A 26,550-nucleotide genomic window follows, 5' to 3' on the forward strand; every position below is an offset into this window, starting at 1 on the left:
GGCCCCTCGTGTGGCGAAGTGCGCACAGAGGGCTGTCGGGTCGGAGCCGATCGGGCCACCGACCGGGCATCCTCATTCAGACGCCCGCCGAGATATCCGGCAGGCTTAATACCACTGTACCCCGGAATCGCGCATGTGTGTTGGGCGAATTCCCGGGCACCGTGTCGCGGCGGGTGCTGACCAGGGCCTTCCGTCGCCAGGACGGCGGGCTATTGTGCGCTTCATGGAGACGCCTGACAACGCCATCGCACCGGCGAACGACACCGCCGAAGAACCGACAGGGATCGCCGCCCAGGACTGGGCCGCGGCCTCCGCCGACCCCCAGTACCGCGCCGCGGTCGTGGACCTGCTGGGCGCGCTCGCGTACGGCGAACTGGCGGCCTTCGAGCGGCTCGCCGAGGACGCGAAGCTCGCGCCGACGCTCGCGGACAAGGCGGAGCTGGCGAAGATGGCCTCAGCCGAGTTCCACCACTTCGAGCGGCTGCGGGACCGACTGGCCGCGATCGACGTCGAACCGACCGAGGCGATGGAGCCGTTCGCGGCGGCGCTGGACGAGTTCCACCGTCTGACCGCGCCGTCGGACTGGCTCGAGGGCCTGGTCAAGGCGTACGTCGGCGACTCGATCGCCAGCGACTTCTACCGCGAGGTCGCGGTCCGGCTGGATTCGGACACCCGCAAGCTGGTGCTGGCGGTGCTCGACGACACGGGCCACGGCAACTTCGCGGTCGAGAAGGTGCGCGCCGCGATCGAGGCGGACCCGCGGGTCGGCGGACGGCTCGCCCTGTGGGCGCGCCGGCTGATGGGCGAGGCGCTGTCGCAGGCGCAGCGGGTCGTCGCCGAGCGGGACGCGCTGTCCACGATGCTCGTCGGCGGGGTCGCGGACGGGTTCGACCTGGCGGCGGTCGGCGAGATGTTCACCCGGATCACGAGGGCGCACACCAAGCGGATGGCCGCGCTGGGCCTCGCGGCCTGAGGCGTGCGTACGCCACCTGCTGTGTACGCGACCTGCGTACCTAATCAGTGACCGGAAACCGGGGGCCCGCGTCAGGCCGCGGCTGATCGCCGCAGCCGGCGGGCCGTCGGACGGATCAGCAGCGACAGCGTGACGCCGCTGACGAACAGCGCGCCCAGCAGGGTGCCGAGGAGATAGCCGGGCCCGAGCGCCGAGTGCGTCAGATACGCCCCGAAGAGAGCGCCGAGCGTGCCCGTGACGTACACCACGCGCGGAGTGGGGAGCCGGTCCGGAAGCCGTCGTACGGCTGCCCAGGAGAGAACGATTCCGAGCAGTACGGAGCCGAGAGCTTCCAGGATCACTACGGATCACCTCACGGACGCCGGGCGGGCAAATCGGGTCGTAGCCCGTCCTACCCGAACCCGCCGGAACACAATCCTCCACCTGCCCGGCGGGGAACGGGTGCACGCGAGTACGCGAAGGGCCCGGCGGGAAAACCCGCCGGGCCCTTCTTCGCGTCGAATCGCGGTGAGTCGAAGCGCGGTGAAGAGAGTCCTAGAGCGCGCCGAAGCCGACGCGGCGCGTGGCCGGTTCGCCGATTTCGACGTACGCGACCCGGTCGGCCGGTACGAGCACCTTGCGACCCTTGTCGTCCGTCAGGCTGAGCAGCTGCGCCTTGCCGGCCAGCGCGTCGGCCACGGCCTGCTCGACCTCCTCGGCGGTCTGGCCGCTCTCCAGAACGATCTCCCGGGGCGCGTGCTGCACGCCGATCTTGACCTCCACGGCTATGTCCCTCCGAACGGTCAGCGATGCGCGGTCAGCCGCGCCGTACGCTGCACACACTAGCCCGGTGAGGGGACGCACCACGGCTCGGCCGTGCACGCCCGCAGCGAACAAGCGCCGCGCGGGGCGCTCAGTGGCTGTCGCTGCCGTGCAGCGGGAACCCCGCGATACCCCGCCACGCCAGCGACGTCAGCAGCTGCACCGCCTTCTCCCGCGGAATCGCCGACTCGCTCGACAGCCAGTACCGCGCCACCACCTGCGAAACCCCACCGAGGCCCACGGCCAGCAGCATGGACTCGTCCTTGGACAGCCCGGTGTCCCCCGCGATGACGTCCGAGATCGCCTCCGCGCACTGCAGCGACACCCGCTCCACGCGCTCGCGCACCGCGGGCTCGTTCGTCAGATCCGACTCGAAGACCAGACGGAACGCGCCGCCCTCGTCCTCCACGTACGCGAAGTACGCGTCCATCGTCGCCGCGACCCGCAGCTTGTTGTCCGTCGTCGACGCCAGTGCGCCCCGCACGGCCTGCAGCAGCGACTCGCAGTGCTGGTCCAGCAGCGCCAGATAGAGCTCCAGCTTTCCGGGGAAGTGCTGGTACAGCACCGGCTTGCTGACGCCGGCCCGCTCCGCGATGTCGTCCATCGCCGCGGAGTGGTAGCCCTGGGCGACGAACACCTCCTGGGCCGCGCCCAGCAGCTGGTTGCGTCGGGCACGGCGCGGCAGGCGCGTACCTCGCGGGCGCGCCGCCTCTGTCTGCTCGATGGCTGTCACGCCGCCTCCCACGTTCGATGTCACATGCACAGTGTTCTGTGCCGCGGTCCGTGCGCCGCGGTCGCCATCGTACTTTTGGGTAACCGTGGTGTGCGCGGTGCGAGCGCAGAATTTCACGTACCGGACGGCCGCGGTAGCCGGGGGTGCTCGGTAAACCGAACTATTCGCGGTAGTCGTCCTCGTCGAGTGCGACGACCCGCGCCTGTTCCGCGGTATCCGCCTCGTTGGCCTCGTCCGAGTCGATCGGCTTCAGCGGATCGTCCTTCCGCTGCTGCAGCTCCGTGTGCTGCTCGGCGGCGTCGGCCTCGGGGACCTCCTGGTCGAGCCCCGCGAGCTCGTCGAGGTCGTCGAGAGCAATTCCTTGGCCCTGATCGTCTTCCGTGAAGGTTTCCGGGTCCGTCGGATCGACAGCCATCTGGATCCCTTTCCTGTGCTTTTCCGTGCAGCAGGGTCCGGGGCGTCTGCCCTTGTCCTATGAGCGTAGGAGTTCCCTCTGTCCGGCGCTATGCGGCGTTCGCCGGACACGCGCTGTACGGTGCGCGGCACGCCGTACGGCAGGCGCCGTGGGCCATGGGGCGGCCTGTGCGGTGTGTGACCGCCGACACAGGATTCGCTGTGTGATCGTCTCGTAACATTGCCCCCATGTCTTCGACCGAGCTGCCGGAAACCCGCGCCGCCGCCCCGGCTCCGCGGGTTCGTGCCGTCCGGGTCGCGGAGGGCGAGGAGCTGCGCCGCGTCGCGCTGCCCGGACTGACGCTCACCGTGCGTGCCCGGCCCCCGGCCCGCACCGGACTGCCTCCCGCGCTGTACGTCCACGGCCTCGGCGGCTCGTCGCAGAACTGGACCGCGCTGATGCGACTGCTCGAGGACCGGGTGGACGGCGAGGCCGTCGATCTGCCCGGCTTCGGGGACTCCCCGCCGCCGGACGACGGCAACTATTCGGTCACGGGGCACGCCCGGGCCGTCATCCGCATGCTCGACGCCGCCGGCCGCGGCCCCGTCCACCTCCTCGGGAACTCGCTCGGCGGTGCCGTCTGCACGCGCGTCGCGGCCGTCCGCCCCGATCTCGTCCGCACCCTCACGCTCGTCTCGCCGGCCCTGCCGGAGCTCCGCGTCCAGCGCTCCGCCTGGCCCACCGCGCTGCTCGCGGTGCCCGGCATCGCCCAGCTGTTCACCCGGCTGACGAAGGACTGGACGGCGGAGATGCGGGTCCGCGGAGTGCTGGCGCTCTGCTACGGGGACCCGGGCCGGGTGACGGACGAGGGTCTCCGCGACGCCGTCGAGGAGATGGAGCGGCGGCTGGAGCTGCCGTACTTCTGGGACGCGATGGCACGCAGCTCCCGCGGCATCGTCGATGCCTATACGCTCGGCGGGCAGCACGGACTGTGGCGGCAGGCGGAGCGGGTGCTCGCGCCGACGCTGCTGGTGTACGGCTGCCGGGACCAGCTCGTCTCGTACCGGACGGCGCGCAAGGCGGCCCAGACGTTCCGGAACTCGCGACTGCTGACTCTCCCGGACGCCGGGCACGTCGCCATGATGGAGTATCCGGAGACGGTCGCCGAGGCCGTACGGGAACTGCTCGACGACGACAGCGGTAGGAGCTGATCCGGGGCGTGGGACGACACAGCCGCAAAGGCCCCGCACCCAAGGCCGCCGACGGCAACAGGGCAACGGGTACGACGCCGGCGAACGCCCCGGCGCCCGCCACGGCGAAGTCCACAACAGTGACGGAAACGGACACGGGCACGGGCCGGCGCAGGCGGTCCGGCCCCGGTCCCGGCGACCCTGAGCAGCGCCCGGGCGCCGCGGGCTACGGCACGCCGGCCCACGGGACGCCGGTGTACGGGACCCCGGCGCACGGGACACCCGCGTACGGGACGCGGGGGTACGGCTCCCCGGGGTACGGATCCCAGGGGTACGGATCCCAGGACTACGGCACTCCGGCGCACGGCACTCCTGCCTACGGCACCCCGGCCCACGGTGTGCCGCAAGTGCGCGGCGGCCATCCCGAGCAGCGGGAGCCGGGCGGCGGCTGGGGAGCAGCGCGGGGCGACTCCCGGTACGGCGACTGGCAGGGCGCGCCGAACGGCCGGACCGCGACCACGACGGGGCAGCACCCGGTGGTCCCTCCACCCGCGCGGCAGGGCCCGCCGACGGGCGCAGGTGCCCGCATCCCCGGCCCGCGGCGGGAATTCGTCGAGGCCTTCGACGAATTCGACGAGCAGCAGGGTCCCCGGACGGGTGCTTCCTCGTCGCGGCCGCAGGCCGAACCGCCCCACGTCGATGCCGACTCCGACTCCGACGCCCCGGCCAAGCCCCCCAGGGGCCGTACGTTCACCGGGATCGCGGCAGCCGCCGTCACCACCGTCCTCGCGGTCGTCGTCGCCGGACAGGTCACCGACACCGGTTCGGAGGCGACGGGTGCGAAGGCCGCGGGCGAGGCGGAGCGGGGCAGCGAGGACGGTTCCGCGTCCCGCTCGGACAACCGCCTCGACCCGCCGCAGGAGGCCGCGCCGCGCGTGCCGGCCGCCCCGCCCACGTACGCGGAGCTGATGGCCAGGCAGTTCCCGCTCGACCCCAAGCTCAAGGGTTCCGGAGACTTCGAGGCGGTGGCGGGCTTCGACAGGGCGCCGGGCAAAGGCCGGAAGATCCGCTACCGGATCGACGTCGAGAAGGGCCTCGGCCTCGACAGCAAGCTCTTCGCACAAGCCGTCCAGCAGACCCTGAACGACGACCGGAGCTGGGCGCACAACGGCGCCATGACCTTCGAGCGCATCTCCTCCGGCGAGCCCGAGTTCGTCATCACCCTGGCCAGCCCGAAGACCACGGCGACCTGGTGTGCCAAGTCCGGACTGGACACCACCGTCGACAACGTCTCCTGCGACTCCGCCTCTACCGAGCGCGTGATGATCAACGCCTACCGCTGGGCGCAAGGCGCGGAGACGTACGGCGCCAAGGCGATGCTGACGTACCGGCAGATGCTGATCAACCACGAGGTCGGCCATCGGCTCGGGCACGGCCACGTGAACTGCCGCACGCCCGGCGCGCTCGCCCCCGTCATGCAGCAGCAGACCAAGTCGCTGGACATCGACGGCGTCAAGTGCCGCCCGAACCCGTGGGTGCATCCGGGCGGCGACTGAGTTCGTCCGGCGGTGCCTGCGTTGGCCCGGGTGATGCCTGCTGAGGCGCCCGACGTCGACCGAGTTCACGCGTCGGAGCCTGACGGAGCGTGACGAAACAGGACCGTAGCGCGACCGAACGCTACGGCGTCGGGAAAGTTACGTGCATTCACCCCTTCCGGTGGCGCGATGGACAACCGTCCATCGCGCCACCGGCATATCCGCATAACGTCGTCCCGCCGTGAGCCGCCGTACCAGAGGCGGCCGCCCACAAGGGAGATCGGGGGTGCGCTCGTGCGGATCGGACTGCTTACGGATGGTGGTTATCCGTATGCGACGGGTGAGTCCAGGCTGTGGTGCGACCGGCTCGTGCGCGGGCTCGCGCAGCACGAATTCGACGTCTACGCGCTCAGCCGCAGCGCCCAGCAGGAGGACCGCGGCTGGATCGCGCTGCCGCCGCAGGTGCAGCGGGTGCGTACCGCGCCCCTCTGGGCGCCCGAAGACGACGGCCGCAGTCATGCGCGGCGCGAGCGGAAGCGGTTCGCCGGGCACTTCGGGGAGCTGGCGGCGGCGGTGTGCGGCAGCGACGAGGGCCGCCTCGACCGTTTCGCCGCCGGCCTGTACGGACTCGCCGAGCTGGCGAGGGAGCACGGCGGGTTGTACGCCGCCCTGCGCTCCGAACGAGCCGTGCGCATCGTGGAGTCCGCCTGCCGCGCGCCGGGCGCACGCCGCGCGCTGCACAGCGCGACCGTGCCCGACTACCTCGCCTTCGCCGACCAGGTGGAGCGCGCGCTGCGGCCGCTGTCGCTCGAGTGGTACGGGAGCGACTCACTGGGCGCGGTCGACCTCTGCCATGCCGCGTCCGGCGGATCCGCGGCGCTGCCCGGGCTGTTGGCCAAACGCTTCTTCGGAGTGCCGCTGCTGGTCACGGAGTACGGGGTGCAGCTGCGGGCGCACTATCTCGCCTCGGGGGAGACGGGCTCCGGCGGTGCTTCCGGGACTTGTGCCGCTGATGGGTCCCCCGGCTTCTCCGGCCCGTTGGGAACCTCCGGCTTCTCCGGCTCGTCAGGGACCTCCGGTCTCTCCGGCCTCTCCGGCTCATCCGGCTTCTCCGGTGTCGGGGTGCGCGCCCTGCTGGCCGCGTTCCATGGGCTGCTGGCCGCCGAGGTGTACCGGCAGGCGTCCGTCATCACGCCCGGCAACACCCACGCCCGGCGCTGGCAGGAGAAGTGCGGCGCCGATCCCGCGCGCCTGCGCACGGTCTACCCCGGGATGGACGCCGAGCGCTTCACGGCGGTGGGGGAGGGGGAGTTCGGCGGCGATCCGCACACCCTCGTCTGGGTCGGCCGCATCGAACCCTCCAAGGACCTGATCGCGCTCCTCCACGCCTTCTCCGAGGTGCGGAGGGAGGAGCCGGACGCGCGGCTGCGGATCCTGGGTGCGCCGGCGCAGGGCCCCGAGGCCACCGCGTATCTCGCCCACTGCCGGGCCCTGGCCGCACAGCTCTTCCCCGACGAGGCGGCCGACGCGCACGCCGTCGGCGACAACCCCGTCTCCTTCGAGGAGATCGGCGGACCCGAGGCCCCCGAACTGGCGGACGCCTACGCGGCCGGGGCCGTGGTCGTCCTGTCGAGCGTCGTCGAGGGCTTCCCCATCAGCCTCGTCGAAGCCATGTTCTGCGGGCGCGCGACGGTCTCCACGGACGCCGGCGCCGTCGTCGAAGTCATCGGCGGTACGGGCCTCGTGGTGCCCCCGCGCAATCCGCGGGCGCTCGCCGACGCCTGCATTGCCCTGTTGCGCGACCCGGAGCGCCGCCTGCGGCTCGGCGCCGCGGCGCGGGCACGGGCGCTCGAACTCTTCACCGTCGAGCAGAATCTCGCGGCATTTCGCGGCATTTACCTGGAGCTCCTCTCCCACAGCCCGCGGATCCGCGACGACGACGCCGAGCCCCTTCCCTTCGCCACACCCGCCGAGGCGTACGTCCCGGGCCACTGGACCGGCGCCCGCTCCTCCCACCCCACCTGGGCGGACACCCCCCTGGCCGGTGCGGCGACCCCAGGAGCACCCGATGCCTGACACCACCGCCGAGACCACCAAGCCCGCCAAGACCACCACGACCACCGAAACCACCGAGAATGCCGAAGCCTCCCAAGGGAAGCCGGCCACAGACCGGAAGCCCGCCCCGCCCCGGCGGGGACCCGCCGATCCCGTGAAGGCGCTCATGCACCGGCACCGCGAGCTGTGCGAGCGCGCCGTCGATCCCCTGGAGATCGCCGCCGGGCTGGAGGCGCACGGAGTGACCGACCGGACCGCCGCGAGGTTCCGGCACCGGGACGTGTTCTCGCTGGCCGAGGAGTTGTACGCGCGGGTGCCGCGCAGCGGGGAGGCGGGCCCGCGACCCGCCGCGCAGGAAGCGCCGAGGGCGCGCGCCGGCGCGCATGCGCTGCCCGTGCGGGACGTGCTGCCCGCGTTGCTGCCGGGCGCGGTGGCCGTCGTCGCCGTGGTGGCGTTCCACTTCACGAGCGGCTGGGCGCGGGTCGGCGTCGGGGCGGCGGGGGCCATGGGGCTCGCGGGAGCGCTCGCGTACGGTCTGCGGCGCGGGCCCCTGCGCGTCGCGGGGCGCACGGTGCGGTTCGCGGGTCTGTGGGCGGGCTGGCTGCTCGCGTACGCCGTGGCCGGCAGCGGCCTGCTGGAGCAGCTCGTCGACGGCGGGCCCCACAGCCCCTGGACGCCTACGCCCGGCCCGCTGGTGGGCCTCGCGCTCGCGGTCGCCCCCGCGGCCTGGAGCGCCCACCTGTTCTCCACACGGGCGCGCCGCAGGCTCGGCGCCAGCCGCGGACTGGAGGAGTTCGCCGCCGGGGCACGGCCGCTCCTGGTCGCGACCGTCACGCTGTACGCCGCCTCCCTCATCGCACTCCTGTCGTTCACCGGTCTGCTGGTGGCCGTCGACCTCGTGCCCGCCGTCGCCCTCGGTCTGCTCCTCTTTCTCGCCCGGCTGCTCACCGCCCACGGGTTCCCCACGTCCGCCGCCGCCGGCCTCGGCGCCGCCGCTGCTGTCGAAGCGCTCGCCCTGGTCACCGTCCTCGGCGGCCGGCTCCCCGGCTGCGCCTTCCTGGCCCGGCCCACAGAGGCCGCTGTTGCGAGCTGGGGTCCCGGCTCCGTACCGGCCCTCGCCTGCGCCGCCGCCGCCCTGGGGCTGTTGGTCCACGCGACCGCCGCCCTCTCCCGGGCCTCGGCCCACACCACATGACCCCCACGCCCCCTGCACCCCCCACGCCCCCGCGCAGCCGACGCCGCGGGCGTACCCGAACGATCCATCGAGCGACACCCTGAGGAGAAGCACGACATGAACCCGTACCACCCAGCACCGGCCCCGGCCGGCACGGCCCGTCGGCGCCGAGGAGGCGCGCTATGAGGGTGCTACTGCTCGGAGCCAACGGCTTCCTCGGTCGTTTCGTCGCCGACCGGCTGCTCGCCGACCCGGCCGTGCACCTCACCGCCCTGGGGCGCGGCGACGACGCCGACGTACGGTTCGACCTCGCGGGCGGCAGCCCGGGCGCGCTCACCCGCTTCCTGGACGCCGTCCACCCCGGAGTCGTGATCAACTGTGCCGGAGCGACCCGTGGCGGCGCCCGCGACCTCACCCGGCACAACACCGTGGCCGTCGCCACCGTCTGCGAGGCCCTGCGCCGCAGCGGCTGCGACGCCCGCCTCGTCCAGCTCGGCTGCGCATCCGAGTACGGGCCCTCGCAGCCCGGCTCTTCCACGGCCGAGGACGCGGTCCCGCGCCCCGGCGGCCCGTACGGTGTCTCCAAGCTCGCCGCGACCGAGCTGGTGCTCGGCTCCGGCCTGGACGCCGTCGTCCTGCGGGTCTTCTCGCCCGTCGGCCCCGGCACCCCCGCCGGATCTCCTCTCGGCCGGCTCGCCGAGGCGATGCGGCGCGCCATGCAGTCCGGCGACGGCGAGCTGAAGCTCAGCGGCCTCGGCGTGCAGCGTGACTTCGTCGACGTAAGGGACGTGGCGCGCGCCGTGCACGCCGCCTCGCTCTCCGCCGCGCAGGGTGTCGTCAACATCGGCACCGGCCGCGCCGTACGGCTCCGTGACGCCGCCGCCGTACTCGCCAGGGTCGCCGGATACGCGGGCGCGCTCCACGAGCTCGACACGCCCCCCGTCCGCCCCGGCCACGCCCCCATCGGCGCCCCTCGCGGCCCCGAGTCCCTCGCCGAGCACCTCGGCGCCACCCCGTACCCGTACCCCGACGGCTGCGGCAGCTGGCAGCAGGCGGATGTGCGCACCGCCCGCGACCGGCTCGGCTGGCGGCCGCGGATCAACCTGGAGGAGTCCCTCGCGGACATCTGGATGGAGGCGGCATGCCGCATCTGACCACGACCGGAGCCACGCTCTCCGCGACCGGCGCCGAGAGACTCGGCTTCGGTGTCCCGGGCTACGCACACCCACTGCTCGCCCCCGTCGAATGGGCCGAGCTGACCCGCCCGGGCACCCCGCTCCACTGGGCCGTGCTCAACGTCGCCGACGGCGGCCCCGGCACCCGCCCCGACCCGCACTGCCTGGAGGCCGCCGGCAGGCTCACCAACGCAGGGATCCGGGTGCTGGGCCATCTCGACCTCGACCATGGCAACCGCCCCTTCGGTGAGATCGTCTCCGACGCCCACCGCTACCTCGACTGGTACCGGGTAGGGGGCTTCCTGCTGGACCGCTGCCCCGTCGAGCGGGCGGACCTCGCCGGCGTGCGGCGCCTGACGGCCACGCTGGAGGCCGTCCTGGACGGCGGCCACCTCGTCCTGGGCCATGGCACCCACCCGCATCCGGGCTATGCGGAGATCGCCGACCAGCTGGTGACGTTCTCCGGGGCCTGGACCGATTACCGCTGGTCGCAGGTCGCGGAGTGGACCGCGAGCTACCCGCCCGAGCGGTTCGCGCACTTCGTGCACGGTGTGCCGCGGACGCATCTGGACGAGGCGATGCGGATCGCCCGCTGGCAGGGCGCGGGCACGATCTTCTTCACCGACCGGGTCGCCACCAGCTCCGGACAAGGTGGAGCATTTGACGCCTTGCCCGGCTACTGGGACGAAATCGTCTCGCGGATTGGACCGGGTGTCTCGGAATGAGGAGGCGCGTGGCAGTGTTGCAGCGAGAACAACCGTACTGACGTAACCACCAACGGAGTCCCCGTGTCGCTGCCACCCCTGGTCGAGCCGGCTGCCGAGCTCACCGTAGACGAGGTCCGCAGGTACTCCCGCCACCTGATCATCCCGGATGTCGGGATGGACGGGCAGAAGCGGCTGAAGAACGCCAAGGTGCTGTGTGTCGGCGCCGGTGGCCTCGGCTCGCCGGCCCTGATGTACCTGGCCGCGGCCGGTGTCGGCACACTCGGCATCGTGGAGTTCGACGAGGTCGACGAGTCGAACCTGCAGCGCCAGATCATCCACAGCCAGGCGGACATCGGGCGCTCCAAGGCCGAATCCGCGCGTGACAGCGTCAAGGGCATCAACCCCTACGTCAACGTGGTCCTTCACGAAGAGCGGCTCGAGGCCGAGAACGTGATGGACATCTTCAGCCAGTACGACCTGATCGTCGACGGCACGGACAACTTCGCCACCCGCTACCTGGTGAACGACGCGTGCGTGCTGCTGAACAAGCCGTACGTCTGGGGTTCGATCTACCGCTTCGACGGTCAGGCCTCCGTCTTCTGGTCCGAGCACGGTCCCTGCTACCGCTGCCTCTACCCGGAGCCCCCGCCGCCGGGCATGGTCCCCTCCTGCGCCGAGGGCGGCGTGCTGGGAGTGCTCTGCGCGTCCATCGGCTCCATTCAGGTCAACGAGGCCATCAAGCTCCTCGCCGGCATCGGTGAGCCGCTGGTCGGCCGGCTGATGATCTACGACGCCCTGGAGATGCAGTACCGCCAGGTCAAGGTCCGCAAGGACCCGAACTGCGCGGTCTGCGGCGAGAACCCGACCGTCACCGAGCTCATCGACTACGAGGCCTTCTGCGGCGTCGTGTCCGAGGAGGCCCAGGAGGCGGCGCTCGGCTCGACGATCACTCCCAAGCAGCTCAAGGAGTGGATCGACGACGGCGAGAACATCGACATCATCGACGTCCGCGAGCCGAACGAGTACGAGATCGTCTCCATCCCCGGCGCGCGACTGATCCCGAAGAACGAGTTCCTGATGGGCAACGCCCTCCAGGACCTGCCCCAGGACAAGAAGATCGTCCTGCACTGCAAGACGGGTGTCCGCAGTGCGGAGGTCCTCGCCGTACTCAAGTCCGCGGGCTTCGCGGACGCGGTGCACGTCGGCGGTGGCGTGATCGGCTGGGTCAACCAGATCGAGCCGCAGAAGCCGGTCTACTAGGCCGCAACCGGAGAACCGGACTTCACGGAACTGCACTCCGGACTGGACTCCACAGACCCGGGCTCCACAGAACCGGAACCCACAGAACCGGACTCCGCCGGAAGGGGCCGGCCCTTAGGGGCCGGTCCCTTCCGCATGCCAGGGCACGCGAGCCCGACAGGGCGGGGCCGGACAGGGCGGGGCCGCAGGTCCTGCCGTGGCTAGCCGCAGGTCCTGCCGTCCTCCGGGATGTTGCCGTCCAGCAGATAGCTGTCCACGGCGGCGGTCACGCACCTGTTCTCGGGGCTGTAACCACCATGGCCCTCGCCCTTGTTGGTGAGCAGCACCCCGACCCCTTCGCCCAGCTCGTCCGCCATCCGCCGCGCGCCCTCGTACGGTGTCGCCGGATCGCCCGTCGTGCCGACGACCAGGATCGGGTCCGCCCCCTTCGCACTCGCCTCCGGCGTCTCCCGCTCGCCCGGCACCGGCCACTTCGCGCACCACCCCGCCGTGTCCCATGCCAGGAACTCGCCGAACACCGGGGATATCTTCCGGAACTCCGGCAGCAGTGCCCTGGCCTCCGCCGCGGTGGGCCGCTGCTTGTCGTCCGCGCAGGATATGGCCCGCTGCGAGTGGCTCTGCGTACCGTAATGCCCGCTCTTGTCACGGTCGTTGTAGAAGTCGGCGAGCGAGAGCAGCTTTGTGCCGCGGCCGCGCAGCTCGGCCTCTTCGAGGCCCTGGGTCAGCTCGGGCCACAGGCTCTTGGAGTAGAGCGACATGACGATGCCCGTGAGGGCGAGACTCTCGGTCAGCTCACGGCCGCCGTCCGCGGGCAGCGGTTGCCGGTCGATCCGCTCCAGCAGCCGCGCTATCCGCTGCGAACCCGCCTTGGGGTCCTCTCCCTTGCTCGCAAGGTAGTTGTCAAGGGCGCGCTGGAAGCCGGTGGCCTGATTGCGAGAATGGCCGACCGCGTCCGCCGTCGGGTCCACGACGGCGTCCAGCACCGTCCGCCCCACGTTCCCCGGGAAGAGGTGGGCGTACGTCCCGCCGAGCTCCGTGCCGTACGAGATGCCGAAGTAGTTGAGCTTGCGGTCGCCCAGGACATGGCGGATGAGGTCCATGTCGCGCGCGGCGTCGGACGTACCGACATGCGGGAGGACCTTGCCCGAGTGAGCGGCGCAGCCCGCCCCGAAACTCTCGGAATCCTCGAAGTACACCGCCTCCTCGGCGGGGGTGTCGGGTGTGAGGTCGACGCGGGACGCGGCCTGCTCCTGCTCCTTGTCGTTGCGGCAGACCACCCCGGAGCTGTCCGCGACCCCGCGTGGGTCGAAACTCACCAGGTCGTAGCGGGAGTTGAGCTTCCCGTACTCGTCGGCGAAGCCGGGCAGGCTGTCCACTCCCGAGCCGCCGGGGCCGCCGAAGTTGAACAGCAGCGAGCCCAGCCGCTCGTCCTTGTCCCGTGCCTCGCGGCGAATCAATGCGATGGAGATCGTCTCGCCGTCGGGGGCGTCGTAGTCGAGCGGGACCTTCACCTCGGCACAGGTCCAGCCGCCGCCCTCGCAGGGCTGCCAGTCGGGCCGCTGCTCGGTGAGCGCGTCGGGCAGTCCGCGCGCCGCGTCGCCGTCGCGCACCGGTGCGGGAGTCCCCCGTCCGCCTGTATCGCTGGGGTTGCTGTCACAGGCAGTCAGCGCCCCGCCGGCCACCGCCAGCGCGACGGCCGTCGCCCCCACCCTCGTACGCCACGTCATTCCAGGCCCCCCAGGTGTCGCCCGACTGATCCAACTGCCGCCATCCTAGGTGCCATCACTGACAGTGACCACTGCTGTGGATATCGTCGCTGTCGATATCGGCGCTGTGGAAATCGGGACCGTGGGGGACTGTGGACAAACCGGCACTGCGGAGCCGTCACGGTGGACACCGTCACTGGCAGACGGTCCCCGCGGCCGGGACCCGCCCGTCCAGGAGGTAGCTGTCCACGGCGTTCTGCACGCAGGCGTTGCCGCTGCCGTACGCCCCATGGCCCTCGCCGCGGTACGTCATCTCGATGCCGACACCCTTGCCGAGTGCCTCGGCCATCGCCTTGGCGCCCGCGTAAGGCGTCGCCGGATCCCCGGTGTTGCCGATGACGAGGATCGGGGCGGCTCCCGGGGCGGAGACGTCGGGGTGCTCCCACTGCCCGGGCACAGGCCACTCGGAGCAGCCCATCAGACCCCAGCCGAGATAGTCGCCGAAGACGGGCGATGCCTTGCGGAATTCGGGCAGCTTGGCCTTGGTCTGCTCGAGTGTGTACCGATCCTTGAAGTCGACGCAGTTGATCGCCGCGTTGGCCGCCTGGATGTTGCTGTAGTGGCCTTGCCTGTCACGTCCGTTCATCGCGTCCGAGAAGGCGAGGAGCAGCGCGCCGTTTCCGCCGTCCGCCTCGTCGAGGCCCTGCTCCAGCAGCGGCCAGTACTCCTTGGAGTACAGGGCCTGGGCGATGCCGTTCGTCGCCTGGGTCTGGGTGAGCTCGCGGTCGCCCGTGGCCGGGATCGGCTTCTTCTCGAGGCGCCCGAGCAGATCGATGATGAACTGCTGGATCTCCTGCGGGGTGCTGCCCGGCAGCTGGCATGCGTCACCGCGCGCGACACAGTCCTTGGTGAAGTTGTCGAGGGCCAGCTGGAAGCCCTGGGCCTGGCCGAGCGAGCCCTCCTCGGCAGAGCTGTTCGGATCGACGACGGCGTCGAAGACGGCCCGGCCGACTTTCTTGGGGAACAGGTGCGCGTAGACGCCGCCGAGTTCGGTGCCGTAGGAGAAGCCCACGTAGTGGAGCTTGTCGTCGCCGAGCACCTGCCGCATCAGATCCATGTCGCGGGCGGCGTTCGTGGTGCCGACGTACGGCAGGTCCTCGCCGGAGTTCTTCTCGCAGCCGTCGGCGTACGAGCGGAGACGGTTCGTGTACGCCTTCTCCTCGGCGGTGTCGTCGGGCGTCGAGTCCTGCGCGTAGTACTCGTCCAGCTGCCGGTTGTCGGCGCATTCGACGGCCTGGCTGCGGCCCACGCCGCGCGGGTCGAAGCTCACCAGGTCGTAGCGTTCGCGCAGCTTCTCGTAGTCCTTGGCGGAGGCGGGCAGACCGCTGACCCCGGAGCCGCCGGGGCCGCCGAAGTTGAAGATCAGGGAGCCGATCCGCCGGGACTGGTCACGTGCCTTCGCGCGGATGAGGGCCAGCTCGATGGTTTCGCCGTCCGGATCCGCGTAGTCGCGCGGGACGTCCATGAACGCGCACTCCCACGGCGTGCCGCCGGGCAATGGCGAGGGCGCGGTGCCGCCGCCCTCCGCCTCCGAGGGGGCCGGACACGGCTGCCAGTCCAGCTTCTGTGCGCCCAGGTCCCGGCTGCCCTGCTCCTCCTCGCCGCTGCCCCCGGAGTCCGAGCAGCCGGCCGTGACGAGCAGCACGGCGGCGGTCGCCGCGGCGAGGACGGTGCCGGCCCGCCGGGCGGTGGCCGCGCGGGGGGCGGCCTGGGTGTGCGGGCCGGGGGATGTGGGCCGGTCGGGGGAGGAGGTGGGCATGAGCCCATCGTGCGCGGTACCGGGGCGGTCCGCCTGTCGACGGCGGGCCATGCGGGTGGACGTCCGGGCCGGGGCCGGTGTCCCCTCTTCGCACAGGGAGCCGCCGTACAGGGAGCCGTCGTGCAGCGAGCCGTCGTGCAGGCGCCGTGCAGCGAGCCGCCGTACAGCCGCCGTGCAGCGGCCGACTAGAGCGAGCCCTTGCGTGTGAGCTGGTTGAAGGCCAGCCACCCCGGCAGCACCGGCAGCCACAGCGTCAGCAGCCGGTACAGCAGCACGGCGGGAGCCGCGACCTCCGCAGGCAGACCCACCGCGATCAGGCCGATCGTCAGTGCGCCCTCGACCGCACCGATGCCGCCCGGTGTCGGCGCCGCGGACCCCAGGGCGCTGCCCGCCAGGAAGACCACGGCGATGCTGGCGTAGCTGAGCTGCTGATTGCCGTTGTCGAACGCCCGGATCGACGCGTCCAGGCACATCACGAACGTACCGCTCAGCAGCAGCATCCCGCCGATGCCCGTGGCCAGCTTCACCGGCCGCTGCAGGACGTCCAGCATGCGCGGCACCACCCCGGCGAACAGCGACCTCAGCCGTGTCGACACGAACTTCCGCAGGAACGGGATCGCGGTCACCACCAGCACCAGCACGGCGACGGTCAGCAGACCCGCGATGACCGTCCTGGACGGGGTGAGCGACGACGTCTTCTCCGTACCCGTCAGATAGCCGAAGGAGAGCAGCAGCAGGATGTGCGCGCCGAGCCCGAAGAGCTGCGAGGCGCCGACACTCGCCACGGCGAGCCCGGGGCGTACGCCGGAGCGCTGGAGGAAGCGGGTGTTGAGCGCGACACCGCCGACCGCCGCCGGTGCGACGATCTTCACGAACGAGGCCGCGACCTGCGCCACCACCGTCCGCAGGAACGACACCCGCTCCGGTACGAAGCCCAGCAGGCTCATCGCGGCCGCGATGTAGCTCAGCGCCGCGAAGAGGACCGCGGCCGCCACCCAGCCCCAGTGCGCCTCGGCGACCACGGTGAGGTCGGTCCTGGTCAGCTGGGACAGCAGGAAGTACGCCGCGATCGCCCCGGCGATCAGACTGACCAGCGTGCGCGGCTTGATCCGCTCGAGCCTGGCCGGCTCGACCGGCGCCTGCGGCCGGATCAACAGCACCTGCCGGCGGATCTGGGCCAGCAGATCCTCCTCGCGGGCCTCGTCCAGCGCCTCGTCCATGGCGCGCTTCTCGGCCTGCTTCTCGGCGCGCAGCGACTTACGGACCGCCTTTCTGTCGCCCTTGTCCCGCTTGCCGCCCATATCGCCGCCGCTGTCCCCGACGGATGCCTGGACCCGGGCCTGCTTGGCCGACTCCGCCGCGGCCAGCACCGCCTCGCGCTCGCGCTGCGACCGCTCCCGGGCGAGCCGCCGCAGCGTCGCGCGCGTGGAGCGGCTGAGCGCGATCGGCTGGAGCAGCGGCAGACAGTCCGCGACCGCGTCCGGGCCGAGCACCTCGACCGCCGCGGCCACCGCGCGCTCGGCGCCCACCCGCAGGCCCACCGTGGCCAGCAGCTGGGCGATGTCCATGCGCAGCACCACATCGCCGGCCGCGATCTCACCGCCGCGCAGATCGGTCAGCACCACCTTGCCGGAACGATCCACCAGAATCGCGTCGCCCGTGAGCCTGCGGTGCGCGATACGCCGCGACTGCAGCGCCCTGACCTGCCGGAACGCGCCGTGTACGACGTCGTCGGTGATCTCCTCGTCCGACAGGGAGTCCAGCGAGCGGCCGCCGAGGTGCTCGTACACCAGCATCACGGCGTCCGGGCCGAGCTCGGACGTGGCGATCAGCTTGGGCGCGTTGGCCCCGGCCGCGATCGCCGCGTACGCGAGCAGTGCCTCCTGCTCCAGCGCCTGGCGCAGCGACTGGATGGAGCGGCGGGTCGTGATGCCGCGCAGCGTCAGCCTGCGCCACACCCGGTAGAAGTAGCCCTGCGCCTGCTGCTCCCGGTCGACGACCGTCACGTCGAGCGGCGGGCCGTGCTCCAGCGTGACGAGGTAGCGACGGCCGCGGTCGCCCTGGTCGGTGGGGGTCCCCCCGGCGGAGCGAAGGGGAGAGTCCGGTACGTCCTCGGCGCGCATCGCCGTGACCGGGCGGAAACCGACATGGCGCAGACCCGCCAGCAGGGTCTGGCCGGTGGGCCGTACGTTCGGCGAGCCGACGGCGTACAGCGTGCCGTAGGCCACCGTCCATCCGATCAGCACCGTGAGGATGATCGAGAACGGTGTGGTGTAGCCGGCGACCAGCATCGCGAAGGCGTCGAGCAGCAGCACGCCCCACAGCGCCACGCGCCAGCGCGGGCGGCGGGCCATGCCGACGGCCGTCATATAGGCGATGACGGGTGCGAGATAGCCGTGGACCGGGTCGGTGAGTCCACCGCCCGTCTGCGGCTGGGTCAGCGCGTCCTGGATCTGGCCGGGTGCGGCCTCGGCGACCCAGAGGTCGGTGGCGAGAGTCACTCCATGGGCGAGCACGGCGGCGAGGACGCCGTCGGCGATGCGCAGTCCGTCCCGTTTGATCAGCCGCTCGATCGCGAAGGCGACGGGGACGAGCAGCACGGCGATGCTGGAGACCAGACCGGCGAGCTTGACCAGCAGGTCGGGAGCCTGGCCCGTGCCCTTGGAGATGTCCGATTCCAGGCCGGACGTGGTGCCGTGGGCGAAGGCGGCGATGGCGATGACGACGATGATCGCCAGGACGCCCATGAGCAGGCGCGTCAGGTCGGAGGGGCGGTGTACGCGGGCGGGGAGGAGGGGCTCGTCGCCGGAGACGCGTTCGGCGGGGGCGGCGGTGTCGCTGCACTCAGGCGCGTGCGTGGCGGGCGAGCCGGCCGGAGCGTGCGTGTCGGCTGTGGCGGGCGAGTCGGCCGGGGCCTGCGTGCCCTGAGGGTTTTGCGTGGCCTGCGTGTCGGTCGCTTCGGACGTGTCCGGGCCCTGCCCGGCGCCCTCGTCGGGGCTCGGCGCACGCGTCTCCGGGCGCGACTCGGAGCCGGAGGTGCTCGCCGCCGTCGCAGGCTGCACGCCCCGCTCCTTCGTCGCGTCTGTCTCTTCTTGATCTCGTATCACCAGTCACCGCCCGGATGATGGTGGCATGCCGCACCGACAGACGGGGGCATCAGGGTGCCCGCCCGCTGTCGGTGCCATGGTGCAGGATGGTCCGGATGAGCGATGAGGTGCCGGAACTGCCGGAGTACGCGGAGCGGGTGCTCGACGTTGCCGAACGTATCCCGCAGGGCCGCGTCATGACGTACGGCGACGTCGCGGAGTGGCTCGGCGAGGGCGGTCCGCGCCAGGTCGGCCGTGTCATGGCGCTGTACGGCGGTGCCGTGCCCTGGTGGCGCGTGGTGCGCGCGGACGGGGTGCTGCTGCCCGGCCACGAGCTGAGCGCGCTGGAGCACTACCGTTCCGAGGGCACGCCGCTGCGGGAGGCCTCGCGCAGCACGGAGGGCCACGTGCCCCGCCTGGACATACGGCGGGCGCGCTGGGACGGCGCCGTGGATACGACGGACGCAGGAGCTCACACCTGACAGCTTCCGCCATTCGGCGGTGCGATGAGTCGTCCAGGGCACATACGGAGTACCCGGAACGGTCCGGACCGGACTCCCTGCGACCCGGGCCCCACCTGGCGTAGCGTCGTCGGAACCGTCTTCGGCACCTTCGTACCCATGCGGCCCGCGCTTGCGCACCGGCCCCGGACCCTTCACCACCAGCACACCCACCAGGACCGGCGATCCACGTGAGTTCCTCCCCTTCCAGCGGGCGTACACCGCACCGTCGGGTACGGCAGGGGGTCCACCCACGCCCGCAAGGGCGCAGGGGAAGGACCCCGGGCGCGTACCGACTGGTGCGTACCACGCCGGGCCCGGTGGATCCCCCTCTCCTGGACGCGTCCCAGCGCGCAGTGGTTGACCATGAACGGGGACCGCTTCTCGTGCTGGCGGGGCCGGGGACGGGGAAGACGACGACGCTGGTCGAGGCGGTGGCGGCACGGATCGCGCGGGGTGCGGATCCGGAGCGGCTGCTGGTCCTCACGTTCAGCCGCAAGGCGGCGGTCGAACTGCGCGACCGGATGGCGCTGCGGCTGGGAGGGGCGCGGGCGCCGCAGGCGACCACCTTCCACTCGTACTGTTACGCGCTGGTCCGAGCCCACCAGGACGCGGACCTGTTCGCCGAGCCGCTGCGGCTGCTGTCGGGTCCCGAGCAGGACGTGGCGGTACGGGACCTGCTGGCCGGCCAGCTCGACCTGGAGCGCGAGGGGCGCGGCGGGGCGCGCTGGCCCGCCGAGCTCCGGGCGTGCCTCACCACGAGGGGCTTCGCGGACGAGGTACGGGCCGTGCTCGCCCGGAGCCGGGAGCTGGGCCTCGGCCCGGACGCGCTCGCCGCCTTCGCCCGGCGCGCAGGGCGGCCCGACTGGGGAGCGGCGGCCGCGTTCCTCGCCGAATACCTGGACGTCCTCGACATGCAGGGCGTGCTCGACTACGCGGAGCTGGTCCACCGCGCCGTGCTGCTGGCCGGGACCGCTTCCCTGCCCGCGTACGACGCCGTCTTCGTCGACGAGTACCAGGACACCGACCCGGCGCAGGTGCGGCTGCTGCGCGCGCTCGCCGGGGGCGGGCGGACACTGGTCGCCTTCGGCGACCCGGACCAGTCGATCTACGCCTTCCGGGGCGCGGACGTGAACGGGATCCTCGACTTCCCGGAGGCGTTCCCGCGTACGGACGGCCGCCCGGCGCCGGTCGCCGTCCTCTCCACGTCCCGCCGCTCCGGCGCGGCACTCCTGGCCGCGACCCGCCTGCTCACTCAGCGCATGCCCCTGACCCGGCTGCCTTCGGACAAGGTCCGCGCCCACCGCGAGCTGACCGCGGTCCGTGCGGGTGGCCGCGTCGAGGTCCATACGTACCCGACGACCTCCACCGAGCTGGACAACATCGCGGACATCCTCCGCCGCGCCCACCTCGAGGACGGCGTTCCTTGGAACGACATGGCCGTCCTCGTCCGCGCCGGCGACCGCAGCCTCCCCGCCACCCGCCGCGCCCTCACGTCCGCCGGCGTCCCCGTGGAGACGGACGGCAACGACCTCCCCCTCCGCCACGAACCCGCCGTCACCCCCCTCCTCACGGCCCTCCGAACCGTGGCCACACCCGTGACGGCCCGGACCGTGCCGGGGGCCGATGCCCAGGGGACCGGTGGGCCCGATGAGCCCGAGAGGGCCGATGAGCTCGCCACGCACGAGGAAGGAGGGACCCCGCTCGACCCCGAGACCGCCATCGCCCTCCTCACCTCCCCCCTCGGCGGCATGGACACCGCCGACCTCCGCCGCCTCGGCCGCGCCCTCCGCGACGAAGAGCGCGCCGCCGGCCATCGCGTGCCGCTGCCCTCCGACACGCTGATCGCCCGCGCGCTCGCCGAGCCCGAGCGGCTCACCGCCCACGACCCCGCCTACGCCCGCGGCGCCCAGCGGCTCGGCGCGCTCCTGCGCAAGGCGCGCGAGCTCCTCGACGGCGGCGGCACCGCCGAAGAGGCCCTCTGGGAGCTCTGGAACGGAACCTCCTGGCCGCAGCGCCTCCAGCGCGCCTCCCTCCGCGGCGGCGCCGCCGGCCGAAACGCCGACCGCGACCTCGACGCCATCTGTGCCCTCTTCGAAACCGCCGCCCGCGCCGAGGAACGCACCGGCGGCCGTGGCGCGCTCAACTTCCTGGAGGAGCTGGAGGCCCAGGACATCGCCGCCGACACCCTCACCCGGCGCGCCGCCCGCCCCGCCGCCGTACGTTTGATGACCGCCCACCGCTCCAAGGGTCTCGAATGGGGCCTCGTCGTCGTCGCCGGCGTTCAGGAGGGCCTCTGGCCCGACCTCCGCCGCCGCGGCTCCCTGCTCGAAGCGGACCGCATCGGCCGCGACGGCCTCGCCGAGCCCCTCACCCCCGGCGCCCTCCTCGCCGAGGAGCGCCGCCTCTTCTACGTCGCCGCCACCCGCGCCCGCGACCGCCTCGTCGTCACCGCGGTCAAGGCACCGGCCGACGACGGCGACCAGCCCTCCCGCTTCCTCACCGAACTCGGCACCGAACCACGCGACGTCACCGGCCGCCCCCGCCGCCCGCTCGCCGTCGCCCCGCTCGTCGCCGAGCTCCGCGCCACCACTGTCGACCCCGACGCCTCCGAAGAGCTGCGCGACGCCGCCGCACGCCGCCTCGCCCGCCTCGCCGCGCTCACCGACGACGACGGCCAGCCGCTCGTCCCCGCCGCGCACCCGTACCGCTGGTGGGGGCTGCACGAAGTGACCCACAGCAGCGTGCCCCTCCGCGACCGCGACCAGCCCGTGGCACTCTCCCCGAGCTCGCTCGAGAAGCTCGCCAACACGTGTGCGCTGCAGTGGTTCCTGGGCCGCGAGGTCAGGGCGGACGCCCCCGCGACCGCCGCCCAGGGCTTCGGCAACGTCGTCCACGTCCTGGCCGACGAGGTCGCCTCCGGCCGTACCCCCGCCGATCTCGCCGTCCTCATGGAGCGCCTCGACTCCGTCTGGGACGCGCTCGCCTTCGACGCCCCCTGGAAGTCCCAGCAGGAGAAGGAGCACGCGCGCACCGCCCTCGAACGCTTCCTGCGCTGGCACGTCATGGACCGCGGCGGCCGCGCCCCCGCCGCCACCGAGCACGACTTCGACGTCACCCTCCCGGCGGGCGCGTACGAGGTACGCATCCGCGGCTCCATGGACCGTGTCGAACAGGACGCGCAGGGCCGCGCGTACGTCGTCGACTTCAAGACCGGCAAGCAGGCACCCACCAGGGACGAGGTCGCCCACCACCCCCAGCTCGCCGTCTACCAGCTCGCCGTCCGCGAAGGCGCGGTCGACGACGTCTTCGACGGCCACCGCCCCGTGCCCGGCGGCGCCGAACTCGTACAACTGCGCCAGTCCGCCCCCAAGAAGGAGGGCGGCGACTCCCTGCCGAAGATCCAGTCCCAGGAGGCGCTCACCGGCGAATGGGTCGGCGACCTCCTCGCCACCGCCGCCGGCCGCGTCCTCGACGAACGCTTCACCCCCACCACCGGCACCCACTGCGGCCAGTGCGCCTTCCGGGCGTCGTGCAGCGCACAGCCGGAGGGGCGTCACGTCGTGGAGTGATCAGGCGGTGTGCGCGGGCCGGGGGAGCGGGTGGGGGTGGGCCCGGGGAGCCGGGTGGGGTGACCAGGGGCAGCGAGCAGCGGGGGGCGGCGCTGTCAGTGGGGCCCGTTAGCCTCTCTGAGGTGTCCGCACGTATCACCGACCCCGAGCAGCTCAAGGAGCTCCTCGGTATCCCGTTCACCCCGGAGCAGACGGCCTGCATCACGGCACCGCCCGCCCCGCAGGTCGTCGTGGCCGGAGCCGGTTCGGGGAAGACGACGGTGATGGCCGCACGCGTGGTGTGGCTCGTGGGCACGGGTCAGGTCGCCCCGGAGCAGGTCCTCGGCCTGACGTTCACCAACAAGGCGGCCGGCGAGCTGGCCGAGCGTGTGCGCACGGCGCTGGTCCGGGCAGGAGTCACGGACCCGGACGCGATCGACCCGGACAACCCCCCGGGTGAGCCCCGCATCTCCACGTACCACGCCTTCGCCGGACAGCTCCTCACCGACCACGGCCTCCGCATCGGCCTGGAGCCGACGTCACGGCTGCTCGCCGACGCCACCCGGTTCCAGCTCGCCGCGCGCGTGCTGCGCGAGGCCCCGGGGCCGTATCCCGCGCTGACCAAGTCCTTTCCCTCCCTGGTCAGCGATCTGCTCGCACTCGACGCGGAGCTGGCCGAGCATCTCGTACGGCCCGAGGACCTGCTCGCGTACGACTCCGGGCTGCTGCACAACCTGGAGTCCGCCAAGCTCACCAACGCCGACCTGCGCAAGGTCCCCGAGGCGGCCGCCGCCCGCCGTGAGCTGCTCGACCTCGTCGTCCGCTACCGCGCGGCGAAGCGTGCCCGCGACCTCCTCGACTTCGGCGACCAGATCGCCCTCTCCGCCGAGCTCGCGCTCACCCGCCCCGAGGCGAGCCGCATCCTGCGCGACGAGTTCCGGGTGGTCCTGCTCGACGAGTACCAGGACACGTCCGTGGCCCAGCGGCTGCTGCTCTCCGGCCTGTTCGGCGGGGGGACCGGCCATGCCGTGACCGCGGTCGGCGACCCCTGCCAGGCGATCTACGGCTGGCGGGGCGCGTCCGTCGCCAACCTGGACGACTTCCCGGAGCACTTCCCGCACGCGGACGGCAGCCCCGCCACCCGCTTCTCGCTCAGCGAGAACCGCCGCAGCGGCGGCCGCCTCCTCGACCTCGCCAACGGCCTCGCCGAGCCCCTGCGCGCGATGCACGAAGGCGTCGAGGCGCTGCGGCCCGCGCCAGGCGCCGAGCGCGACGGTGCCGTACGGATCGCCCTGCTGCCCACCCACGCGGAGGAGATCGAGTGGCTCGCCGACTCGATCGCCCACCTCGTCCGCACCGGCAAGGAGCCGGGCGAGATCGCCGTCCTGTGCCGCACGGCAGGTGACTTCGCCGAGATCCAGGGCGCGCTCGTGGCCCGCGACATCCCCGTCGAGGTCGTCGGCCTCTCCGGACTCCTGCAGCTGCCGGAGGTCGCCGACCTCGTCGCCGTCTGCGACGTCCTGCAGGACCCGGGGGCGAATGCCTCGCTCGTACGGATCCTGACCGGGCCGCGCTTGCGCATCGGCCCCCGCGACCTCGCCCTCCTGGGCCGCCGGGCCCGCCTCCTCGTCCACCGCGCCCGTGAGGACGACGAGGGCACCGATCCCGACGAGCGCCTGGCCGCGGCCGTCGAGGGCACCGACCCTGCCGAGCTGATCTCGCTCGCGGACGCGCTCGACACGTTCCTGGAGGCGAGCGAACCGGAGGACGGCCTGCCCTTCTCCCCCGAGGCCCGCGTCCGCTTCGCCCACCTCGCCCAGGAGCTGCGCGACCTGCGCCGCTCGCTCGCCGACCCGCTCATGGACGTCCTGCACCGGGTCCTCGCCACCACCGGCCTCGAGGTCGAGCTGTCGGCCTCCCCGCACGCCCTGGCCGCCCGCCGCCGCGAGACCCTCGCCAACTTCCTCGACACGGCGGCCTCCTTCGCATCCCTGGACGGCGAGGCGACTCTGCTCGCCTTCCTGGGGTTCCTCCGCACCGCCGAGCAGTACGAGAAGGGCCTCGACAACGCCCTGCCCGGCGGTGAGAACACGGTGAAGGTCCTCACCGCCCACAAGTCCAAGGGGCTGGAATGGGACGTCGTCGCCGTCCCCGGGCTCGTCGAGGACCAGTTCCCGAGCACCCGCTCCCGCGAGTCCTGGACCGCCCAGGCGAAGGTCCTGCCCCACGCGCTGCGCGGCGACGCCGGCACGCTCCCGGACGTCGCGTCCTGGGACGCGAAGGGCCTCAGGACCTTCAAGGAGGAGATGAAGGGCCATCAGCACACGGAGGAACTCCGCCTGGGCTATGTGACCTTCACCCGCCCACGATCGCTCCTCCTCGGCTCGGCCCACTGGTGGGGCCCCACCCAGAAGCGCCGCCGCGGCCCGTCCCCGTTCCTGCAGGCGCTGTACGAGCACTGTGCGGCGGGCTTCGGCGAGATCGAGGCATGGGCGGACGAGCCCGACGAGGACGCGGAGAACCCGGCGCTCCACGAGAAGGCGGAGGAGTACGCCTGGCCGCTGCCCCTGGACCCCACGGCGACGGCGCGGCGACGTGCGGCCGCGGACCTGGTGCTCGCACACCTGGATGCCTTCTCGGCGCAGGGTGCGGACGCGCTGGACGCGCCGGACGGACCGGAGGTATCGGAGGTACCGGGGGCCCGTCAGGAGGAGCTGTGGCCGGAGGAGCTCGCTCCCCTTGAGGAGGACGCCTGGGAGACCGAGCCTGCCCACGCCGACGAGCCGCGTGCCGATGAACCGTGGCAGGACGAGCTGTGGGCCGAGGAGCCGTGGCCGGACGACCTGCACTCGCTCGACGCCCCCGACGCCCTCGGCTGGTCCGACACGCATGCCGGGCCCGGCGCGCCTCACGAGCTCGACGGGGTGCCCGGGGGCCTTCCCCGGGTTCCGGGGAGCGGGGGTCCTGCCGCGCCCCAGGGCAGGGCAGAGGCGGGGGACCTCTCCCCCCGCCTCCCCGCCCAGCGCCGTGCCGAACGGCTCGCCCCCGAGGACGCCCGCACCATCGCTTCCTGGGACCGTGATCTCGAGGCCCTCACCGGCGAGCTCCGCCGCGCTCGCGCGGCCGTGCGTGACGTACCCGTACCGCCGTCCCTCTCCGCCTCCCAGCTGCTGCGGCTCGCCGCCGACCCCGACGGGTTCGCCGAGGAGCTGGCCCGCCCCATGCCGCGTCCGCCCCAGCGGGCGGCCCGCCGGGGCACGCGGTTCCACGCCTGGGTGGAGTCGCGGTTCGAGGAACTGCCGCTGCCCATGCTCGGCCCCGACGAGCTGCCGGGCCGCGACCCGGACGACCCGGACGAGGCGGAGATCGCCGACGAGAGCGATCTCGCCGCGCTCAAGGAGGCGTTCGAGCGCACCCCGTACGCGCGCCGCACGCCGTACCGCGTGGAGGTGCCGATCCAGCTCACGCTCGCGGGCCGTGTCATCCGGGGCCGCATCGACGCGGTGTACCGAGACGCCGCCACCGGGGTGTTCGAGATCGTCGACTGGAAGACCAGCCGGGCCCGCGACGCCGACCCGCTCCAGCTCGCGGTCTACCGTCTCGCCTGGGCCGAGCAGCACGGCATCCCGCCGGAATCCGTCAACGCGGCCTTCGTGTACGTACGTACCGGGGAGATCGTCCGCCCCGACGCCCTCCCGGACCGGACGGGACTCGAACGCATCCTCCTCGAGGACCCGGCCGGTGACGACCCCGCCGGTGACGACCCGGCCGGTGACGACCCGGCCGGTGACTACCCGGCCGACGAGGCCCCGGCGCTCGAGCACCCGCCCCTGGAGCCCCCGGCGCACGACCGGGCCGACGAGTCCACTCCGAGCGCCGGATAGGCTCAAG

At 72.7% G+C, this 26,550-nt stretch carries 18 protein-coding genes; 11 read left to right on the plus strand and 7 right to left on the minus strand.

The features are described 5' to 3' along the window. The first annotated feature begins 223 nt into the window (after nucleotides 1-223). The gene (locus ACWCXB_RS00885) at nucleotides 224-973 is read left to right on the plus strand and encodes a ferritin-like fold-containing protein (protein ID WP_450717565.1); all 750 of its coding nucleotides are present in this window, start codon (nucleotides 224-226) and stop codon (nucleotides 971-973) included. Between the two features lie 71 nt (nucleotides 974-1,044). Here the strand turns inward: ACWCXB_RS00885 and ACWCXB_RS00890 are convergent, their stop codons facing one another. From ACWCXB_RS00890 to ACWCXB_RS00905, 4 genes are all read right to left on the minus strand, one after another. Further along, nucleotides 1,045-1,314: a hypothetical protein gene (locus ACWCXB_RS00890; RefSeq protein ID WP_450717567.1), complete on the minus strand. Its 270-nt coding sequence runs from the start codon at nucleotides 1,312-1,314 to the stop codon at nucleotides 1,045-1,047. A 193-nt stretch (nucleotides 1,315-1,507) separates the two neighbouring features. Continuing rightward, complete coding sequence (locus ACWCXB_RS00895; RefSeq protein WP_384237877.1) at nucleotides 1,508-1,735, minus strand: DUF3107 domain-containing protein; 228 nt, start codon at nucleotides 1,733-1,735, stop codon at nucleotides 1,508-1,510. Between the two features lie 130 nt (nucleotides 1,736-1,865). Further along, nucleotides 1,866-2,507: a TetR/AcrR family transcriptional regulator gene (locus tag ACWCXB_RS00900; protein ID WP_450717569.1), complete on the minus strand. Its 642-nt coding sequence runs from the start codon at nucleotides 2,505-2,507 to the stop codon at nucleotides 1,866-1,868. 160 nt (nucleotides 2,508-2,667) lie between these two features. Beyond that, complete coding sequence (locus ACWCXB_RS00905; RefSeq protein ID WP_450717571.1) at nucleotides 2,668-2,922, minus strand: hypothetical protein; 255 nt, start codon at nucleotides 2,920-2,922, stop codon at nucleotides 2,668-2,670. Nucleotides 2,923-3,149: 227 nt separating this feature from the next. Between ACWCXB_RS00905 and ACWCXB_RS00910 the strand changes: the two genes are divergently transcribed. The 7 genes from ACWCXB_RS00910 (at nucleotide 3,150) to moeZ (ending at nucleotide 11,997) form a co-directional block, all read left to right on the plus strand. Further along, nucleotides 3,150-4,112, plus strand: coding sequence for an alpha/beta fold hydrolase (locus ACWCXB_RS00910; protein ID WP_450717573.1), 963 nt, complete (start codon nucleotides 3,150-3,152; stop codon nucleotides 4,110-4,112). Between the two features lie 8 nt (nucleotides 4,113-4,120). Then, nucleotides 4,121-5,647: a DUF3152 domain-containing protein gene (locus tag ACWCXB_RS00915; RefSeq protein ID WP_450717575.1), complete on the plus strand. Its 1,527-nt coding sequence runs from the start codon at nucleotides 4,121-4,123 to the stop codon at nucleotides 5,645-5,647. 273 nt (nucleotides 5,648-5,920) lie between these two features. Next, complete coding sequence (locus ACWCXB_RS00920; RefSeq protein ID WP_450717577.1) at nucleotides 5,921-7,702, plus strand: DUF3492 domain-containing protein; 1,782 nt, start codon at nucleotides 5,921-5,923, stop codon at nucleotides 7,700-7,702. Further along, a complete protein-coding gene (locus ACWCXB_RS00925) occupies nucleotides 7,695-8,876 on the plus strand; it encodes a hypothetical protein (protein ID WP_450717579.1) in 1,182 nt (393 codons plus the stop codon). The genes ACWCXB_RS00920 and ACWCXB_RS00925 overlap by 8 nt, the downstream gene beginning before the upstream one ends. 161 nt (nucleotides 8,877-9,037) lie before the next feature. Continuing rightward, the gene (locus ACWCXB_RS00930; RefSeq protein ID WP_450717581.1) at nucleotides 9,038-10,009 is read left to right on the plus strand and encodes an NAD-dependent epimerase/dehydratase family protein; all 972 of its coding nucleotides are present in this window, start codon (nucleotides 9,038-9,040) and stop codon (nucleotides 10,007-10,009) included. After that, nucleotides 9,997-10,755, plus strand: coding sequence for a spherulation-specific family 4 protein (locus tag ACWCXB_RS00935; RefSeq protein ID WP_450717583.1), 759 nt, complete (start codon nucleotides 9,997-9,999; stop codon nucleotides 10,753-10,755). The genes ACWCXB_RS00930 and ACWCXB_RS00935 overlap by 13 nt, the downstream gene beginning before the upstream one ends. A 63-nt stretch (nucleotides 10,756-10,818) precedes the next feature. Beyond that, nucleotides 10,819-11,997, plus strand: coding sequence for an adenylyltransferase/sulfurtransferase MoeZ (gene moeZ, locus ACWCXB_RS00940; RefSeq protein ID WP_450717585.1), 1,179 nt, complete (start codon nucleotides 10,819-10,821; stop codon nucleotides 11,995-11,997). A 200-nt stretch (nucleotides 11,998-12,197) separates the two neighbouring features. On the opposite strand, the gene ACWCXB_RS00945 is transcribed toward moeZ, so the two are convergent. The 3 genes from ACWCXB_RS00945 to ACWCXB_RS00955 all read right to left on the minus strand — a co-directional run bounded on the left by ACWCXB_RS00945 (nucleotide 12,198) and on the right by ACWCXB_RS00955 (nucleotide 18,584). Further along, entirely contained in the window at nucleotides 12,198-13,724 is a 1,527-nt protein-coding gene (locus ACWCXB_RS00945) for an alpha/beta hydrolase (protein WP_450717587.1), read from the minus strand. A 172-nt stretch (nucleotides 13,725-13,896) separates the two neighbouring features. Further along, nucleotides 13,897-15,522 carry an alpha/beta hydrolase gene (locus ACWCXB_RS00950; protein ID WP_450717589.1) on the minus strand — a complete coding sequence of 542 codons (1,626 nt, stop codon included), beginning with the start codon at nucleotides 15,520-15,522 and terminating at the stop codon, nucleotides 13,897-13,899. Between the two features lie 185 nt (nucleotides 15,523-15,707). Then, nucleotides 15,708-18,584, minus strand: coding sequence for a lysylphosphatidylglycerol synthase domain-containing protein (locus ACWCXB_RS00955; RefSeq protein WP_450717591.1), 2,877 nt, complete (start codon nucleotides 18,582-18,584; stop codon nucleotides 15,708-15,710). 140 nt (nucleotides 18,585-18,724) lie between these two features. Between ACWCXB_RS00955 and ACWCXB_RS00960 the strand changes: the two genes are divergently transcribed. The 3 genes from ACWCXB_RS00960 to ACWCXB_RS00970 all read left to right on the plus strand — a co-directional run bounded on the left by ACWCXB_RS00960 (nucleotide 18,725) and on the right by ACWCXB_RS00970 (nucleotide 26,543). After that, nucleotides 18,725-19,090, plus strand: a complete 366-nt coding sequence (locus tag ACWCXB_RS00960; protein WP_450717593.1) for an MGMT family protein — start codon at nucleotides 18,725-18,727, stop codon at nucleotides 19,088-19,090. Nucleotides 19,091-19,299: 209 nt separating this feature from the next. Then, complete coding sequence (locus tag ACWCXB_RS00965) at nucleotides 19,300-22,680, plus strand: ATP-dependent helicase (protein WP_450717595.1); 3,381 nt, start codon at nucleotides 19,300-19,302, stop codon at nucleotides 22,678-22,680. Between the two features lie 122 nt (nucleotides 22,681-22,802). Then, nucleotides 22,803-26,543 (plus strand): UvrD-helicase domain-containing protein, encoded by a 3,741-nt coding sequence (locus ACWCXB_RS00970; protein WP_450717596.1) that lies wholly within the window; start codon nucleotides 22,803-22,805, stop codon nucleotides 26,541-26,543. Nucleotides 26,544-26,550: the final 7 nt, after the last annotated feature.

The organism is Streptomyces sp. NPDC001514 (assembly GCF_053597075.1).